The 16,470-nt window shown below is 37.2% G+C and carries 9 protein-coding genes, 1 pseudogene and 1 other annotated feature; all 10 genes and pseudogenes read right to left on the bottom strand.

Translation table 11 applies throughout. The annotated features are described in order from the left end of the window. Positions 1-243: 243 nt before the first annotated feature. The 10 genes and pseudogenes from J1C81_RS06395 to J1C81_RS06440 all read right to left on the bottom strand — a co-directional run bounded on the left by J1C81_RS06395 (position 244) and on the right by J1C81_RS06440 (position 16,453). Entirely contained in the window at positions 244-5,868 is a 5,625-nt protein-coding gene (locus J1C81_RS06395; RefSeq protein WP_002915288.1) for a ZmpA/ZmpB/ZmpC family metallo-endopeptidase, read from the bottom strand. A gap of 202 nt (positions 5,869-6,070) precedes the next feature. Then, positions 6,071-6,475, bottom strand: a complete 405-nt coding sequence (locus J1C81_RS06400; protein ID WP_002915289.1) for an SMI1/KNR4 family protein — start codon at positions 6,473-6,475, stop codon at positions 6,071-6,073. After that, positions 6,475-7,050 (bottom strand): HNH/ENDO VII family nuclease, encoded by a 576-nt coding sequence (locus J1C81_RS06405; protein ID WP_002915290.1) that lies wholly within the window; start codon positions 7,048-7,050, stop codon positions 6,475-6,477. The genes J1C81_RS06400 and J1C81_RS06405 overlap by 1 nt, the downstream gene beginning before the upstream one ends. Continuing rightward, positions 7,047-10,478, bottom strand: coding sequence for an ATP-binding protein (locus J1C81_RS06410; protein WP_002915291.1), 3,432 nt, complete (start codon positions 10,476-10,478; stop codon positions 7,047-7,049). Before J1C81_RS06410 ends, J1C81_RS06405 begins: the two co-directional genes overlap by 4 nt. Positions 10,479-10,505: 27 nt before the next feature. Beyond that, entirely contained in the window at positions 10,506-12,974 is a 2,469-nt protein-coding gene (locus tag J1C81_RS06415; RefSeq protein ID WP_002915292.1) for a dynamin family protein, read from the bottom strand. Between the two features lie 140 nt (positions 12,975-13,114). Beyond that, positions 13,115-13,483, bottom strand: coding sequence for a 50S ribosomal protein L7/L12 (gene rplL / locus J1C81_RS06420; protein ID WP_002895571.1), 369 nt, complete (start codon positions 13,481-13,483; stop codon positions 13,115-13,117). Positions 13,484-13,556: 73 nt separating this feature from the next. Beyond that, positions 13,557-14,057, bottom strand: coding sequence for a 50S ribosomal protein L10 (rplJ, locus tag J1C81_RS06425; protein ID WP_002895572.1), 501 nt, complete (start codon positions 14,055-14,057; stop codon positions 13,557-13,559). A gap of 37 nt (positions 14,058-14,094) precedes the next feature. Beyond that, positions 14,095-14,230: a sequence feature (ribosomal protein L10 leader region), on the bottom strand. A 110-nt stretch (positions 14,231-14,340) separates the two neighbouring features. Continuing rightward, a pseudogene (locus J1C81_RS06430) lies at positions 14,341-14,971 on the bottom strand (hypothetical protein). 106 nt (positions 14,972-15,077) lie between these two features. Continuing rightward, on the bottom strand, positions 15,078-15,419 hold the full coding sequence (locus J1C81_RS06435) for a hypothetical protein (RefSeq protein ID WP_032909724.1): 342 nt from the start codon (positions 15,417-15,419) through the stop codon (positions 15,078-15,080). Positions 15,420-15,655: 236 nt separating this feature from the next. Then, on the bottom strand, positions 15,656-16,453 hold the full coding sequence (locus J1C81_RS06440) for a formate/nitrite transporter family protein (RefSeq protein WP_002915296.1): 798 nt from the start codon (positions 16,451-16,453) through the stop codon (positions 15,656-15,658). Positions 16,454-16,470 lie beyond the last annotated feature (17 nt).

Consider the following 16,470-nt stretch of genomic DNA (forward strand, 5'->3'; position numbering starts at 1 on the left):
GTAAAGGTCATTCAGACTTTTTTCTGCTTATCATCAGCCTCATAAATGACTGTCAGCAGCAAACTGCCCGAAAGCAGACTGGCTACAGTTTTAATTGCATGACTTATGTAGAAAAACAAACCTAGTTTTCACTAGGTTTGTCATTTCTTTTCTACAAGAAGGTGTGAATCTGAGAGCAATTCAAGCTCTGCCCTAACATTTCAGACTTGCAACTTTGCAGACTAGTTGACATACTCAAACCAATCACTTCTGGTTTTCAAAGATTGATGTTCTGAAATCATTGGTTTGATCGAGGTAAGCTTTGAAGACTGCTTTTTTAAGCTTGTGGACAGCACTGTTATATTCTGGTTTATAGCCACTCCAAGAATACCAATTATCATTTGCATCTTTGAGCACTGCTTCATCCATTAATGCCTGCAACTCTCCCACGGTACTAATAGTCTTAGTAGCATAACTTGTCCACGGTTGTCTCGTATCATCAAATGTGACCTTGTTCAAGCTGTCGAACTTGTTTTTCCGTTCCTCATACATAGCCTTCTTAAACTCAGTCCAATTATTAAATTGACCATCGAAGACCTTGTGTAAAACCAAGTCATCTGTTACCAGACCTCTGGACTTACCATAGATACTGATTGTTTTCCCGTTTTGCTTGGCATCATCTTCATATTGATTAGAGATATAAGGAACCATACCATCTTTGAAGCCTTTGGCTGCCAGAAGTTCATAAGCCATACGCCGTCCCATAAGATCTCCAGGCGTTCCTTTTTCACTGCTTAAAGCAGAATAAATCGGTGAGAAGAGTTTAATCGTATGGTAGCCGTTTCTTTCTACATCACCATTTTTGTACTCACGCGCTGAAAGAATATCATTTTCAATGAGACTGTCGAATGAATTTAATTTTTGCGCATCTGCCATTGTAATATTTTTTATCACATTCGTTGCGTAAACATCATTTCCATCAGCATCTCGGACATATTTATTCTCGACTTTTCTCAGAGCGTTCACTTTCTGCACATCAGACAGACGGTTAACGATTGACATCCCTTCTAGGTACTCCAACATATAAATGACATCAAACATATTGTGAACATAATTTTTCAGATCATCCGAATTTTGGAATCGTTCAGTTGGATCAAGGACTTGCAAACGTGATTTTTCAGTCGCATCTTTCTTGTCATATTTGAGAATGGAGTTGACCGTGATTGTCGCATCATCTGGATGATCCGGCGCTTGCAACAAGCCCTTGGCGAAGAATTCTGGACCAAGACCGCTTCTTCTTCCATATCCGCCTAAATAGATTTCATTATCAGAATCATGCGTCATTTCATGGGTATAGGTAATGGCTCCGTCCTTGTCCAGCATCCGATAGCCCATGTAGTAAACCCCGTCTCCAGTAGCATAAGCACCATGCTTATTGTGTACAACCTTGTTTCCAACAGGTCCAAAGAAGTACTTCATGGCTGGATTAGAACTGTCAAATTGCGCCTCCACTGTAGCCTTGCCAACAGTAGTATCATCACCGAACTTATAAGCATCATAGACCAAGATATTTCGATAGAGCTTTTCACGGCCCTGCTCGTCTAATATTCTATACCAATAATCATAATGATCGCGTTGACGTTTTGCGGTTTCCTGAGCATTATCCTCAACAAACTTATTGAGTTCTGCTCCTGCTCTGTGCTCATTATTTCTATATCTGTCATAGGCGCCAAAGCCAAGACTGGATATAGTCGATATGACAAAGACCGATCTTTCAGGCATTGTCAGCAAAGGTAGGACCATATTTCGGTATTTCCAAGTGTCGCTGGTAATTCTATCATAGACCCCGATAGAATACTTGCTACCAACTTGCTCTTGTTTGACCCTCACCTCATCAATAGTTGATTTTTCTTCAACGATATAAGCCTTGGTTTGCTCTTTGAACCATTGATTATTTGTTTTGTTTGGTAAAAATACTTCGCGGTAATTGGCAAGCGCGCTGAACAGATCTTTTGTTCCATTATTGTTTGCAATGCTAATACTATAAGCATCTACGTTGTTCTTGGCCAGAAGATTGTTAAAGCCAGATTTACCTAATTCAATGATTGTCTCTAGCGGTGACACATTGCCCTTACCAAAGAAATCCATGTGGTACATGACTAAGTCTTTGACATTGACGTCACTATAGTTAAAGTTGTACCAGCGTTCTAAATAGGTCAAACCTAGAAGCAAGGCTTCCTTATTGCGTTTGATTTTATCTACGACGTAACCATTAATCGTTTGATTTTCGCTGGCAATGACTGCATCAGCAGACAACAGTTTTTCCAGTGTATTTGCTAGATTTTCCTTCGTTTTGGCGAACTGCTCTTCTAAGTATAATTCCGTCAGTGAAACGCCTGAAGAAATACCTAATACATTTCTTACAGCATCAGAACCATAATCTACCGCTTTCAAATCAGGCAAAACTTCATTAATGATTGAATTATGATTATGCAAGAATTGATTCGGCGTATAGATGAGACCTGTATCGCCTACACTATATTCTGCTAACTTACTAAAATCAGATTGGTAGGCGATATTTAGTATTTCAGATGAATGATCCTTATAGTGCAGCAAGAGCTTATTAGCCGCCTCTTTATGGGAAGCAATATCTGTAATTACTTCATTATCCTTCATCATGACTGCAGATAGGACTTCTTTTTCATGCAAAGCGCTATCTTCTTTTACCAGATTACCGTATTTGACAATGGTTGCCTTATTATAAAACGGCAGTAATTTTTCTATATTCTTATATGCTAAAGCTCGACTGGCTTGATAGTCTTCAACCTTAGAAAAATCACTTTCTTTATTAGTGCTAGTCAGTAGGGGTTCAACAGTCGGTACAGAAAGAGAGTTGATTTCAGATTTCTTACTTGCGATTTGAGAAGCATCAAGGATTGTTCCTCTCTCTTCAAGAGATTCCTTGGTCACAACCTCATCTTTTTCAAGAGTCACTTTGTAGACTCTGTTATCTTTGTTGCTATATGAGTCAGTTATCCTCATTCCTCGATAGTGATAACCACTAATCGCATTCCCGTTCATAACATTGACATCACTAAGAACATTATGCAATCTTCCAGCGTGTCTCTCTTCGCTAGAATCTCTATCCCATAAGTAGCCAGCTATACCAGCAACGCTTCCAAAGCGCTTCACATTATTAATGTTGCCCTCAGCGTAACTATTGCTGATAAGCGCATCTTTCTCGACAAGACCTGCAAGGCCGCCGACAGTTTGGTTTGTACTATCCGCATTTGACGAGATGGCAATCGTAGCTTTTGACTTATCAACTACTGCATTGATGCCAGTCAGTTGACCTACCAGGCCTCCGATATTGTATGGTGACCTCGTTTCATAGGAGTTGACAATTCTTCCCTTGAAACTGCTGTTTGTAATCTTAGAATTATCAGCCTTCCACACCAAGCCACCAATGCCACGTTCGCCAGCCAGAACACCATCTACATGAACATTGTTAATCCTTGTTTCATTATTGGCTTCATTTGCAAGGGCCCCAATATCAGTTTTCCCAGAGATATTCACATCTTTAAGAGTCAGATTTTCTACAGTAGCAGCTCTCAAAGTGTTAAATAAAGGCTTCTTCAAATTATAAATAGCATAATTTTTTCCGTCTTTGCTGCCAAAGAGCTTACCAGTAAATCTGCCCTTTATATAACTGCTAGCGCCATTTTCTAGTTCGACCTCATTAGCATTCAGGCTAGCACCTAAATAATAATTTCCGCCAAGATCATTATTTATAGCTTGAACCAGGTTACTAAAGGACGTAAAGTTTGTAACTTCTTTCTCTGCCTTTTTGGCTAGATAGAAAGTAAAATTCTCCTCGTACTTATTGTCAACGTCCTGTTTTAATTTTTCAGCACTTGCTGTAATTTTATAAACTGGCTGACCATCTTTCGTGCTATCGACTATTGAAGAAATCGGCAAGAAAACATCTTTAAACTTAGAAGATTTGACCTTCACGAAATAATTGTCTTGATTGCTCGGAATTGCATCCAGAGAAACGTGTTGTTTGTATTTTCCATCAGTTAGACTATACAGCTCTACATCAGATACATTTCTTAGCTCGATATTCTTTTCTGGTTCTTGCTTCTGCTCTTTTGGCTCTTGAGCTTTTTCAGCAGGATTTTCCGCTTCTGGCGCTGCTGGTGCGATGTTTCCAGTATACTCTTGCGGAGGCTCTACCTGCTCAGGCTCAACTATGGCTCCTGCTTGAGGTCCTGTGTATTCTGGTAATGAAGACACTTGTTCGGGTTCTACGATTGCTCCTGATTGTGTGCCTGTGTATTCCGGTAATGGTGTCACTTGCGTAGGTTCGACTACCGCACCGGATTGAGTTCCCGTATACTCTGGTAATGGTGTAACTTGCTCAGGAGCTACTAACGCACCGGATTGAGTTCCCGTATACTCTGGTAATGGTGCCGCTTGTTCAGGTGAAACTACCGCACCGGATTGAGTTCCTGTGTACTCTGGTAAGGGAGTCACTTGTTCAGGTGACACTACTGAACCTGCCTGAACACCAGTGTATTCAAGCAATGGAGCGACTTGCTCAGGCTCGACTACCGCACCGGATTGAACACCAGTGTATTCAGGAGACGGAGTGACTTGTTCGGGTTCTACTATCGCACCGGATTGGACACCTCCAACCTCCGGTTCAATTTGTTCAGGCTCAACGATGGCTCCAGATAGTGTACCTGAATACTCAGGCAAAGAAGCCACCTGCTCGGGCTCAACGATTGCACCGGATTGGACGCCTGTGTACTCTGGTAATGGTGCGACTTGCTCAGGTTGAACCAAGTTAGAAGCTACTGGTTTGTTGCTAGGCGCGTCAAGTTTTTTAGTCCCTTTTTCCACTATTTTAGGAGTCGCTTCCTCTATTTTTGTCGAAAGAACTTCCCTAGAAACTTCCGCATTATCTACAGTGAAAATCCGAACGACTTCGATTTTACGGCCTAGTTTGCCTTCTTGTTTTACTCTTACAGTCCCCTCGGCTAAATCCGGATTCTCTTGTATTTGTTCTCCAAAGGCTATCTCAGTTTCAATCGTCTTTTCTTTATATAATAGTTCTGGCTTAGCTACTCGGCCAGACAAGACTTCATCTTGAGGCTCAATTGTATTGACGCCAACCGTTTGATTTTTCAATTCATTCTTATCAAAAGAAACAGAATAATCTAACTTCTTATTTTGGTTTAAAACTTCTTTATCTAGATTAGCATTTTGTTGACTATCAAGAATCTTATTGTCTAATAATTTTTTAATCGATTCATCTTTTATGTAGCCAACATAGGTATAGCCAGAGATTTCACTTGGTGACGGCAGACTATCCCCAGCCGACACTTGATATTCGGCATTATACTGTAGCAAGATCCCATTTTCCAGCGCATCGACAGATAGTATCAAGCCTCCTCCGACACCAGCTCCCACCAAAACAGTCAAGAGGAACTTACTTTGAACCTTTCTTTTTGACACAACAAAAACAACTAATCCTATCATCGTTAACAGACCAGCCGTCATCATAGTATTTGAATTGTTATTGTCGCCTGTATTCGGTAACGTTTTTGCTCCAACATTTGAATTTAACCTGTAGACAAGATAGTAAGTCTCCTCATTTCCTTCTGACATTTTAGGAAATCCACTTACAATCAACTCCTTTTCTTGCGGAGTTATTTCAGTATCTGTCACGTATTTATATTGTACATTCAACTTTTCCTGCGCTTGAACAGAGTCAACCCCAACGATAGACACAAAAAACAAACTAGAAATAGCAGCCGAAACAAGCCCGACAGCTAATTTCCTAAAAGCAAAACGGGTTTGCTTCTCCCCCAAAAACTTTTTCATTAAAATCCCTTTCAAATTATTCTAAAAAGAATAACAAATCCTTTAACCAGAGAATGAGCAACAGTAAGCCATTGCATTCATTCATCTGAATCCCACTAATAGTACAAACTAGAGCTTCCATATAACATATAAAAACAACGTATGTTTTTAAATTAAAATATAGAGCCTTTATCCCCCTAAATAATTGAAGTATCAAAAAAATCTACTCTTTTCTTGCAACACACTCCTTTAAGTATTCGGACATATTGGAATAAAGTTTTTTACATGAGCCATATTGCCATTCAAAGACAGAACCGTTAGTATCTAACAAAATTAGGATTCCATCAAATCCCAAATCTTCCAAAATAAACATATTTACTGGAAAGTCCGGATATGTTTCACGTGCCTCTAGAGTTGATTTTACAACATTCAGATATTCCGGTCCGTTCAAACCTTGCCATTCTGTTCCAAAGAAATTTACTACTCCGAACTCTCTTAAATAATCAATATAGTCTGTAGAAAATTTTATTGTAAGCTTATTTTGAGCCTTTAAAATTTGTTCATCGTTCGCACCTTTGGTAGCTTCTAATCCTGAGATCAGTTTCAATTCATCGCTAATTTTTGACATTATATTTCTTCTCCTCTCATTTTCCAATAATTTGCTTTTTCTTTTGCAAAGACACTTCTATCAATCTGTGATGTTTGTGGAGGTACTTCGTGTAATAGTCTATAATTCCCCTTATGCTCATCATGAGTTAATTCAGCCAAAGGAGAATCTTGTTTCTGTCCTATGTGATGAAGCTCAACTGGCTTGCCATCCATTAATGGAGCTTTTCCCTCAAGCATACGCTCTTTATTAGTTTTTCCGAATTCATCCGTTATTTTATAGTCAATATCTATTCTTTGGAAACAGGCTCGGCCATTTACATCTTTTTCGATTACATTTAATCCTTTATAAACAGCCGCCTCTTCTTTCCAGCGGATATTATCAACAATACTCTCTGACCATCCTGTCTCAGTTTTTAGCTCTTGCTTATCATGCTGGTTAAGCGGAGTTTTTTCGTGAAGAGCTGACTCTTCACCTTTTAATTCAGATTCCCTATTTACTTCTAGCCTTTGATTAGGATTAAAAGAAGAATGCTCATTTTCTATTTTCGTCATACTCTGCTTTAAATCAGACTGATTTGTTCTTTCAATACTCATAATAAACCTCCCTGTTGTTTCCATTCTTCTAAACCAGCATCGTTATTTAGCTCGTGAACATATAGCTGTGTTAAAATTGCTTGAATAATATTTAATTGCTCTTGCTGAGTGATTGGTCCATCTACTAGCCCATTGAACTCATTAACAACTTCATAGGTAATAGTTCTTTTATCCTTACTCTTTTGATTTACTTCTCGCGCCTTTTCTAAAAGGCTCGGATAAAACTCCGAAATAATTGGAGCAACCTGAAGCATCTTTACCTCGTAAATCTGCTCATCAAGATAGCTTAAAATTTTATGAATAGACTTGCCACTGATAGGAGCTCCGAACAAATCATCTCTTAGTTTTTTAATATCTATATTCTCTATCTTTTCATTTCCAGTCAAAAATTTACTGATTCTCAAATAAACATCTGAATAAGATTTTGATTCATTTAGTGATTCTTGACTATATTGATAACTTTCGAGACTACTATCATACTTCTCCACCTTGCACAAGACCGGCTGAATCCATTCGTTTTGATAAACAGCTGCAACTCCTTTCGGTAATTTCGCTAATTCCAAAATTTGGTCATCATTTAGATTTGCAGATCTACCAACCAGCTCTCGGTCAGAGAAATCAGGAAGACGCATTATAATTTTAGTATTGGTATTACGGATAACAGATAAATCTAGAAGTCCTGGTGCTTGATCAGCTATAATAAACCCTTCTCCATAAGTACGCATTTCTGCAATAGCATTAGCGAGCATCTCAACACTTTTTCCAAGAAGGTTGCTTGATTCTGAAGACTGTTCAGTTGAAGTTCTTTTTAATAGATTATGGGCTTCTTCCAAGACTGTTAGGTGACGAAGCGAAGAATTCATCTCTGCTTGAGACATTCTATATTCTTGCAATTTTAAGACTAATATTCCCATTATTAATGATTTAGTCTCACTAGAACCAATCCGACTTAGGTCTACAATCACATTTGAATCAAATAATTGCTGTTCAGATAGTTCATCTTGAGAAAAAATGATTCCATTTATACCATTTGTTAAAGATTCAATTCTAGTCAATAAAGAACCTTTATAAGCGCCTTTATTTTCGCTATCATACTCACTTGAGTCAATAATTTCTTTTATATTTTCAGCAACGTCTCCAAATGTTGGATAAATTGTACCATAAGAATTTCTTGATTGAAGCAAATCCCATCCACAATCTATGTACGACTTTTCAACTGCTTTTTTTAAGACCGCTGGCATAGCAGCATACATAGGCCAACACACATTGAAAATTTCAATTAAACGATCTAGATGTTCTAAAATATGAATTTCCTTAGAAAAACTAAAAGGGTTCAATCTGAGCAAAGGAGTTAATTTCGGATTCGTTCCATATACTGCTACATCCTTTTCCTGACCAAAGACATGTTTATACTCCCCTTTTGCAGGCTCTACAACAAGAAATTTGACATTATTTTCCCTTGCTTCGTTTAAAAGCTGGTAAATAGTATTACTCTTACCAGATCCTGTACTTCCTGTTATAAAAGCATGGGATGTTAAAGAATTCAAAGATAAATCTACCGAAACCCTTTCCTCGCGGTTCATATGAAAAATATTCCCTAAACGGATGTTTTGCTCAGATTTATCACTCAAATCATAAGAAACAATATTTCGACCAAATTCTGTACATTCTATGATAGGCAGGCCTAGAATAGATTTTTGAGGAAAATTCAAAGAATAAGCTAATTCTTGACCAGACAAAGGAACAGTAGGAGTAACTATAGATGGATAGACATAATAAGTCGCATCATTTTCTAAAATACTAGGATTCAATGCAAATATTGGATGTCGTAAATCCCTCAAATAGTGAACAATTTCTCGAGTATCGGCACTACTCTCTCCCATATCACCACGCCACAGATTAACGGATGATTTACTCATATAGGACTCTTCTCCCTGAGTCAGAGCTAGGTAAGTATGAGCGACATTGTTAGCGATATTTTGGTCTTCGCTAAGTACATAAGCAGCAAACTCCCACATGCCCAGAGCAGTTCCTTTTTCAAATCGTTTCATCTGTTCATCCAAAACCGATAATGCATGATGAATATTGTGATTCATAAAGAACTGATTAATTCCTTCATTCTTACCAACCGTAGCTGTTACATTTGAGGCACGAGCAAAATTCGCTCCGATGTTAGAACCAAAATTTACCGCTCGAGAAACTCCCGCAGTCTTTCCCAAAGTTTCGGAGATAGCTCTACCAGCAGTTTTAGTAACAGCTTTTCCTACTGTCTTAGCGAAGGTTTTGCCAGTTGAATCGGAAACAGAAGAGCCTTTAGAAATAGAATGACTATAGTCAGCATGACCACCAAGCTCTACTTCACCTACAAAAGGGAGCTTTGTATTTCCGCTAGCAGATACTCCTCCTCCAAAAGAATCTGATGAACCTTTGTTGCTACTACTAGTATGACTGCTGTTAGTTCCGTCAGTCTGACCACTTGAATCTGTCGTTGAATCTCCGCTAGATTGTGTCTTCCCTAGGGATTGATTAGTCGATTGACTTTGGCCATGCTGAATCCCAGCACTAGCTCCAATATTAACTCCGAAAGTTGCCATGGAAGTCGTTGCGTCAGATTCAGTGAAAGTGTAGCTAGTCTGCCATTTCTCGAAAGGAGCTAAAGCAGAATATAATTCAGAAAGCCGCAACTTGCGATTTTCTACATCCTGAATCGGACTCGCCAAAAGAATCAAGCTATAATCTTGACTAGGTCCCTCAGGAATGATACCATCAATCAATTTTTCAATTGTTTGGCTAATAAATTTTTCAGATTTCGCAGTTGGAAGGTTAGATACTGTTGCTACAGAGTATGATTTTTGATTATTCAAGCAAGGTATACGCCCGCGACCAATCTCTTCTTTGACTGTTGAACCAGGGAAATTTCCTTTTATAGCTTCTAGAAGTCGCTTTTTATAATTCTCAACATTGACATTATCATTGGCATTCTCAGTGTTAATTACTGCTAGATAGACTTTCGTATCATTCTCTGTACGATGAAAGACTAGAGCAATATTGCAGCGTTCATTAGAAAGTACTTCATAGACATTTACTAATTTTTCCAGACTATTTTCTCGCTTATCTGTAACCCATTTCGTTATATTAAAATAACGGACATTATATGCTGGATTGAAATCTTCGTTATATTCAGCAGAATTTTCCAAAGGAACATACAGCTCTTTTATCTGTTCTAAATAAGAGTTAAACACCTCAACGCCACATGACGCCAATAGTCTGCCAGTAAATTCCTCATCACTAATATCTGGTTGATCTGCAAGATATTTTTCCTTTTGCTCCTCGACAGCCTTTAGCTGCTCTGGACTCAAGGCAGATAATTTTGCTAATTTGTCTGCAGCTTTAGCTCCAGCCTTATTGATTAAATTTTTTATTCCCATAACTTTTCCCTCGAACTACATCTCCACTTATTTCCAAGATATCATCCGCTTGATTTCATTTACATAAGTTTTAATCTGCTTTTGCTGCTCTTCAAGACTGTAAATTTCTTTAATAACCTTTTGAATTCTCTGATCCAATTCCTTCAGTTCCGGACTAAATTCAATAATATTGCTTTTGATAAGACTTCCCAAATCCCGCATCCAATTGTTAAATTTACGTTCGTGTTCTGAGCGAAGACTTTCACTGAACTCAGTCAATTTAGCTTTAAATTCTTTATTATAAGTATTAGTCAGACCTGAAATATTTATTTTATTTGATTTTAATCGATAGTCACCAATTCTAAAAATGTAACTTAATTCATCTCTATTAAATTTGCCTAAATCAAATTGATTAAAATCTATTTCTTCATAAGAAATAATGATTTCCGAAATAGCTTTTCTTTTCTCTGGCTGAATATCCAAATCGCCTGAAATAACCTTCTCCAATTGTTTTCGAACATCAGCTGTGGCATTAACCCAAAATTCTTTTGAAAATTGGTTGAAATGCTCCTTTGCCATAACCAACTTTTCACTAAACTCTTGCTTGATAATATTAAGAACTTCTGCTGAAGCCTGTTCTTCAAGCTTTCTTCGTCTATCTTCACCTAACTTATAATTATTAAATGAATCTTCTATATGCCCTTTCAATTTTGAAAAGACATCTGATCCTGAATGAATATCATCAACAATCACTTCAGGATATTCAAGAGCTATCTGTTCATAGGAATCCTTATACAGAGATTCTGCTCTTTCCTTTTTCAAATTCTTGGTCAAGCTTTGTAAATAACTCAGCATTTCCTCAGGGTATCGGCTAGTATAGTCTTCCCTTTCCTGAGATATGCTTTTATCAATTGTTTCAAGAATTTCAGATTTTTGAGAATCAAGTTTATTCTGTAACTCTACCTTGCGGCTACCCAATTCCTTATTTTTCTCTTCGATTTCTTTATCAGTAATACCAATCAATTGATTCAAAGTATCCCTGGCTTGTTGACACTTGTCGTAGTGAGAATATTTATTCACAAAACTCTTAATTGTATCTTCAATAGTTAATAAACCACTATTAGCATAGATAATGTTAGAACTGGATTCTGCAGTCTCAACCATTGAAGAAATCATCTGTCTAGGAAGGAGATTAAAATCAAACAACCTCTTATAATAATCATTTTCTGGATCTGAATACTTAGCTTTGTAGGTATCGAATAATTCCGAGTAGAATTCTCCCTTGAGTTTGCCATCTAACTTGGAACCTAAACCGAGTATGGATGAAACATAAAATATCCCTTGAGCATACAGTTCGCGCGGTATTGATTGATTCATAATTTTTTGTTTAAAAGATTCTTTTTTAAATCTTCTCAAGTTAATATCTGCAGTTTCTGCTTTATTTACTACAATCATAGTAAAACGACTGTCTAAACCTGCAACTTTCTTTAACTTATCTTTTAAATTATCATTATCTGTACTGTCCATCGAACTGCTATCTGTCACAAAAATAGGAAGACCGTTAGACATCCCTTTCATGGCCTTATCCAAAACATCCGAATGTTGGAGATTAGTAGAAGAATTTGAACCTGGAGTATCAAAAATAGCAATTTTATAATTTATATCATCTAGAGCACTTCTGCTAAAAGGAATCTCAATTTCAATTAGATCACCTAATTCAGAATCAGAAACATCATTTAATTCTTCCAAAACAAAACGTACTTTTTCAATAATTGAAGTTGGTTTCTCTTCATCCAAAACCTCATTAATTGAAGCTAATAATTCTTCTCCATCTTCTAGGCCATGCACAACTAGTTCATTATCTCGAAATAAGATTCTAGCTTCTTTTTCTTTAAAAAAAATTCGAATACTTGCTCTATCCTTATGAGGAGTAGAAGATAATTTGTAGACTTTCGCCGTAACAGGTGTTTCTGCACTAGGTAGTAGTTCGCAACCAATCAATGAATTAATAAAAGTTGATTTACCAGCACTATAAGTCCCTAGAACACATATAGGGACAATGTCATTAGAAGCATCTGAAAACCTCTTTAATTGTTGCTGTATCTCACCACTCTCATCCTCAATATTTTTTGTTATTAAAGGATCTAATTTTTGAAAAATCCGATTTATTTCAGGCAAAACATCTCTAGCATTTTCTAGATATTTTTCTGATTTTTCGAGTTGAATATTCTCAAACTTAATATCCGTAATCAATCGTTCTAGTTCTTGATACTCATCGTCACTACCTGAAAAACAGATAGACAATACATCATCGGGATTAGAATATTCAGTAATTATTTGATTTATAATCTCATAAACTTTAAAAGGAAAAAATCCAATTTGATACTCGCTACTAATCAGTTTGCTATTAGAATTACTATCTTCGTCAATAGATGTCCATGAATTCAGCTGATTATTCCAACGCTCAAATAAAACCCTTTTTTCATAAGGATTGCTGACGATTTTTATCTTATTCATAATATCTCCTAAATCGCAATAATCTGTCTAAATTATATCATAGAATCCTATTTTTTGTTAGCGTTTTAACATAAAAATGATTTTTGGATACAAAAAACCAAGTCTTTCGACTTGGTTGATTTCTATGATTGGAAACTCTATTATTTAAGAGTAACTGAAGCTCCAGCTTCTTCCAATTTAGCTTTAAGTTCTTCAGCTTCAGCTGCAGCAACACCTTCTTTGATAACGTTTGGTGCACCATCAACGAGTTCTTTAGCTTCTTTAAGGCCAAGACCAGTGATTTCGCGTACAACTTTGATAACGCCAACTTTCTTGTCACCAGCTGCAGTCAATTCAACGTCAAATGAATCTTTAGCAGCGGCAGCTTCACCAGCACCAGCAGCAGCTACAGCTACAGGAGCAGCTGCAGTTACACCAAATTCTTCTTCGATAGCTTTTACAAGGTCGTTCAATTCAAGGATTGAAGCTTCTTTAATTTCAGCAATAATGTTTTCAATGTTCAATGCCATTGTTATTTCCTCCAAATAATTTTTAAATTTATAATATTTTTTTCGTAGCTAGGCTACGCTGCGTAGCTTAAGATTAAGCTGCGTCTTCTTTGTTTTCTGCAACTGCTTTGACAGCAAGTGCAACGTTGCGAACTGGCGCTTGAAGTACAGAAAGGAGCATAGAAAGAAGTCCTTCGCGGTTTGGAAGAGTTGCAAGTGCAAGAATCTCTTCTTTTGATGCGACAGCGCCTTCAATTGCACCACCTTTGATTTCAAGTGCATCAGCGTTCTTAGCAAAGTCGTTCAAAATTTTCGCTGGAGCAACAACATCTTCGTTAGAAAATGCTACTGCAGATGGTCCAACAAAAACAGATGCCAGGTCTTCAAGTCCAGCTTTTTCAGCTGCACGACGCAAGATTGAGTTTTTGATAACTTTGTACTCAACTTCGCTTCCACGAAGCTCACGACGAAGAACGGTATCTTGCTCAACAGTCAAACCACGAGCGTCAACAACGACGATAGATGCAGCAGCTTTCATTTTCTCAGCAACCGCGTCAACCAGTTCCGCTTTTTTAGCAATAATAGCTTCACTCATTTAGTGTTTCACCTCCGTAATTATTTTGCTTGGGGAATTTTCCAAAAGAAAAACGCGCCCAAACCTAGACACGAAAGTACAATACGCTTCTTTTTACATGATACGTTTTGTCCTCGGTAGGATCTTTATGAGTCGAGCTCCCCTACTGTCTTAGGCAGTTTTTTCAAACCATTGATAATTATAGCAAAAGAAAAAAAAGATTGCAAGTCTTTTAAGCAATCTTTTTGAATTTAATATTTCTATCCCGCAAATTTCTTACTTGATTAATATCTACTTCTTTCCCTTAGTCGTATGTTTCGAGTTCAATATAATCAAAGTTCTCTCTTATATAATCAAATAAGGCGTCTTTATGAGCTTTCTGATTCATTCCAATAAACTTTCGCAACTCATCTGTCCGGAGTTCAGATTCACTGCCATCAAGGTACCATGCAGAAAAATGAACTCGTCTTACCTCACGAAAACGGGAAAGACGAAAAACAGACGCCTTCATAAATGCACCTATCTTAGAACATTCTGGTAGGTAGACAATATCAAATGTCCTGTAACAAATGAGATGATCGCCATAAACCAAAACTTGCAAATCTTTGTCAAGGTAGTCCGCATCGTTGAGATAGTCCCAGCTATCTTCAAGCTCAGGGTAACAACCTCTCAATTCCTGAATATTGCTGTTTAACAGAAGATTATTTTTTTATCATTCTATAGATAGACTCGACTAAACTCATATGGATCCAAATAAAGAAAAGAATAAACATAAAATTATCACGAATCATATCTAGCCAAAATGATAATCCTTCTTTTAATGTATAATAAATAAAACTACACGAATATAAACCAAAGAAGATAGCACTTATTACTGGACCAATCATCATCAAAATTCTAGCTCTAAGCGGCGAAAACTCAAATCTTTTTCCCACTTCCCACAGTTCCTCCTAAACTCAATTCTTTATCTCCTTTTATATCGCATTCCCCCTCTTGTGTATGTAACTTTGTTTTTCGTAGTGAAAATTTATTTCAGTAGTTTTATGGCATATTAGGAAAAGTCTTCTTAAGCAGACTTCTGCTTTCTTCATCGACAGGTAACCATCCATCATTGAAAACACGATCTTTTATCCAAAAACGATTATAGAAAAAAGTCCAAAAGAAATTAAAGGCTGTTCCAGTTGGCTTTAACAAATCTTCTGGAATGAAAAGCACAGCAATAACAAGCAAAGCGCAGAAAGAACCTAAAATAATACCAAAGTATTTCCAGTCTTTTCGAAAAAGTGGTACAAAAAAACTAAATAGAAAAGTTGTAATAGAGTAAGATGGTGACAAGGTTTTGACTTTGCTTCCATCTGGTGACTGAATAGTGATCTTATTCATAACATCTCCTTTTGATGACATAATATACCAAATTAATTTAACAAACTTTGATATATCTGTCAATTTTTTTGCTTAGATATTAGAGATTGATAGCCAACGAACATAAAAAAGACTAGAAAGTTAGTCAAAGGCAGTATTAGAGAACTGAAAGATATTGACAGCTTGGTTTGAATTAGACTTTAGAAAGGTAAAATCTAAATATTTTCTCAAAAAAATACAGCCCTAAAGGCTGCATTCTAATCTACGTAATTTTCTTCCTTTTTATTAAACCAAGCGTATGGCAAACCAATGAGTAGACCACCACCGATGAGGTTACCGATAAAGGTTACGCCCCAGTGGCGTAGGATATTTCCAATACCAAAATTTTGCACTTCCGCTGCTGCTGAGCTGAATTTCACGATAGCAAAGGAAGCAAAATTGGCTGCCAAGTGTTCGTTAGTCAGGAATACAAACATATAAATGGCTGATATAACTAAGAAAAGCTTAGCTGTACTATCCTTGACTAAAACGAAGGAAAGAATAGCGATATTAACAAAGATATTGGCCAAGACTCCCTCGAGCAGAATCAGCTCATTAGAGCGAGCAAGCTTCATCTGCACAACACCTGAAATGAAACTATCTTTGCTAAGCCCTGCATAAGCAGCCGAGTTAGCAAAGAGCCAGCCGGCAATCAAGGCGCCAATCAGATTGAAAAAGGTACAATAAAGCAAAATCATCAAGGCTTTTTTCCAGTCAATCTTCTTCAAAAAAGTACCAGCAGTCAGAAACATCATGTTGGAAGTCACCAACTCTGCATTTAGAAAGACAATGTAAGCCAATCCCCAAGCAAAGATGAAAGGAAAGAGAAAACGCCCAGTTCCTGGAACAATCTTATTCGTCAAATCCGCTGCAATGGCTCCAGCACCAGTACTAACGGTTAGGAAAGCTCCAGCAAAGATGGAACGAACGGCGTACTTGGCCTTGCTTGTATCAAACAAAGCTTCTTTCTTGCGGCAAGCTGCTTCAATTTTAGGGATAAATGTCGATTCAGGCATAAAAAATTCTCCTATTA

The organism is Streptococcus sanguinis (assembly GCF_050225395.1).
Classification (GTDB): domain Bacteria; phylum Bacillota; class Bacilli; order Lactobacillales; family Streptococcaceae; genus Streptococcus.

Bases quoted from the DNA above. Each gene is read 5' to 3' on its own strand.
- J1C81_RS06410 (WP_002915291.1), bottom strand. From the start codon at position 10,478: ATGGGAATAAAAAATTTAATCAATAAGGCTGGAGCTAAAGCTGCAGAC.
- J1C81_RS06440 (WP_002915296.1), bottom strand. From the start codon at position 16,453: ATGCCTGAATCGACATTTATCCCTAAAATTGAAGCAGCTTGCCGCAAG.
- J1C81_RS06395 (WP_002915288.1), bottom strand. From the start codon at position 5,868: ATGAAAAAGTTTTTGGGGGAGAAGCAAACCCGTTTTGCTTTTAGGAAA.
- rplL (WP_002895571.1), bottom strand. From the start codon at position 13,483: ATGGCATTGAACATTGAAAACATTATTGCTGAAATTAAAGAAGCTTCA.
- J1C81_RS06405 (WP_002915290.1), bottom strand. From the start codon at position 7,050: ATGAGTATTGAAAGAACAAATCAGTCTGATTTAAAGCAGAGTATGACG.
- J1C81_RS06435 (WP_032909724.1), bottom strand. From the start codon at position 15,419: ATGAATAAGATCACTATTCAGTCACCAGATGGAAGCAAAGTCAAAACC.
- J1C81_RS06400 (WP_002915289.1), bottom strand. From the start codon at position 6,475: ATGTCAAAAATTAGCGATGAATTGAAACTGATCTCAGGATTAGAAGCT.
- rplJ (WP_002895572.1), bottom strand. From the start codon at position 14,057: ATGAGTGAAGCTATTATTGCTAAAAAAGCGGAACTGGTTGACGCGGTT.
- J1C81_RS06415 (WP_002915292.1), bottom strand. From the start codon at position 12,974: ATGAATAAGATAAAAATCGTCAGCAATCCTTATGAAAAAAGGGTTTTA.